The following is a 1789-nucleotide window of genomic DNA, read 5'->3' as shown; positions in this document are numbered from 1 at the left end:
TTGGAGCCCAGGAAGCGGTCCAACAGATCAACCACGATATGACCGCCGCGCCAGGTAATCACCGGCATGGCCGCAAATACCATCACCGCCAGACCAATCTCGGTCAGCTCGGTACCGCCATGCAGCGGACTGTTGAAGAGATAACGCCCAACCACGTCGACACAGGTCAACGCCATCAGGGTGAACAGCACTAATGAGGAAACGGCTTCGAGAAAAAAGGCCAGCCATTTGGCCGGCCCCTTCTCGTCATAGTGCGCATTAAACCAGGCACTAAATGACATGGATGACTCCTACCTTACTTCTGAGCTTCGTACTCGCGAGCAATGGTGCGCATCTCTTCCAAGGCTGCAGCAGCATCAACACCGCGATCAGAAACGCTGTCGATCCAGGCCTGATCCATGCCCTCAGTCAGCTGTTTGAATTGCTGTACGAATGCAGAAGAAGCGTCATGCTCAACTACGTTCACACCTTTTTCACGTGCGAAAGCCAAGCCATCGATATCGCCCTGTTCCCAGGCCTGACCGGCCAGTGCAGACAGTTTTTCACCGGAAACGCTGCGAATGGCTTCAGCATCTTTCGGATCCAGGTCTTCCAGGAAGTACGGGTTGATGAACATGGAGAAGGTGCCCAGATACATGCCACCCGGGATCATGTTCAGATCCTTGGTCACTTCAGCCAGGCGCAGAGACTTCTGCTCGCCGACCGGCAGGAATGCGCCATCGATAACGCCCTGCTGCATCATTTCGTATACCTTGGTGGCCGGAGCCGATACCGGCGTGATTTCCATACGCTCGCCGATTGCGGCCTGAACACCACCGCCGATACGGATTTTCTTGCCCTTGAGGTCACCCAGGTTGTCGACCGGGAAGGTGGTCATGATCTGACCCGGACCGTGGGTAAACAGACCCAGCACTTCCAGACCTTCGTACTCACCGGCTTCAGCAAAGTACTTGTCGTGTACACGCCAAAGAGCGACGGATGCCGCTTCGGCATTTACACCCATACCCGGCTGTTCAGCCGCGATCGGCAGCTTGAATCGACCCGGCACGTAACCGTGGTAGCTGAAGCCTGCGTCGATAACGCCATCTTCAACCAGCTGGAAGTAGGTTTTGGGGTGGCCTACATCGTATTCGATCTTAACTTCGACACGGCCTTCGGTAGCTTCTTCAACCCACTTGGCCCATGTCGGCCATACAACCGCGTTTTGCGGAGCGGTCGGCGGCAGCCAGGTACCCACGATCAGGGTGGTCTCAGCGGCAGCGGCGTTGAAGGAAACAGACAGACCAGCAGCCAGTACGGCAGCAGAACCTGCAGCTTTTATAGTTTTAATCATCGTGTTGCTCCTGCGTTTGTTTATTATTGATTTATTGTATTGCGATACTCAAGAGATCGATCTTGTTCCGATATTGTATCACTTTGTCACATCAAGCAAGACTTGCGGGTAGCATTTCTCTACTAATGTCTACCTTTTTCAGGCTAGATCAGAGTAGCTGGCCCTACCCTTATACCATTAAGTTTTTGATACATGAAGAACTGCTGCACCGCCTTAGCGGTACAGCATCTCCGGCAGAAACAGTGCAATCTGGGCGATGAACACGATCAACGCCAAACGCACGATATCCGCACACCAGAAAGGTGTGACTCCCTTGAAAATAGTCCCTGTTTTCACATCGCGCAGCACCGCACTGAGTACAAATACATTCATACCCACTGGCGGTGTGATCAAACTGATCTCGGTCACGACTACGACGACTATACCGAACCACACCAGGTCAAAGCCCAGGCTCGC

Annotated in this window: 3 protein-coding genes; all 3 read right to left on the bottom strand. The window is 53.5% G+C overall.

The features are described 5' to 3' along the window. Positions 1-281 (bottom strand): TRAP transporter small permease (locus BW956_RS21985; RefSeq protein WP_139327283.1); only part of this gene is annotated, 281 nt, incomplete at its 3' end. A 14-nt stretch (positions 282-295) separates the two neighbouring features. Continuing rightward, complete coding sequence (locus BW956_RS21980; RefSeq protein ID WP_076466476.1) at positions 296-1333, bottom strand: TRAP transporter substrate-binding protein; 1038 nt, start codon at positions 1331-1333, stop codon at positions 296-298. 213 nt (positions 1334-1546) lie between these two features. Beyond that, a partial coding sequence (locus BW956_RS21975) for a TRAP transporter large permease subunit (RefSeq protein WP_139327282.1) occupies positions 1547-1789 on the bottom strand: 243 nt, incomplete at its 5' end.

The sequence above is a fragment of the Marinobacterium stanieri genome (assembly GCF_900155945.1).
Taxonomy (GTDB): Bacteria; Pseudomonadota; Gammaproteobacteria; order Pseudomonadales; family Balneatricaceae; genus Marinobacterium; species Marinobacterium stanieri.
The sequence above is the reverse complement of the archived record's forward strand: the minus strand, read 5'-3'. Positions and strand labels throughout refer to the sequence as shown.

Coding starts and splice junctions, on each gene's coding strand:
- BW956_RS21980 (WP_076466476.1), bottom strand. CDS start 1,333: ATGATTAAAACTATAAAAGCTGCAGGTTCTGCTGCCGTACTGGCTGCT.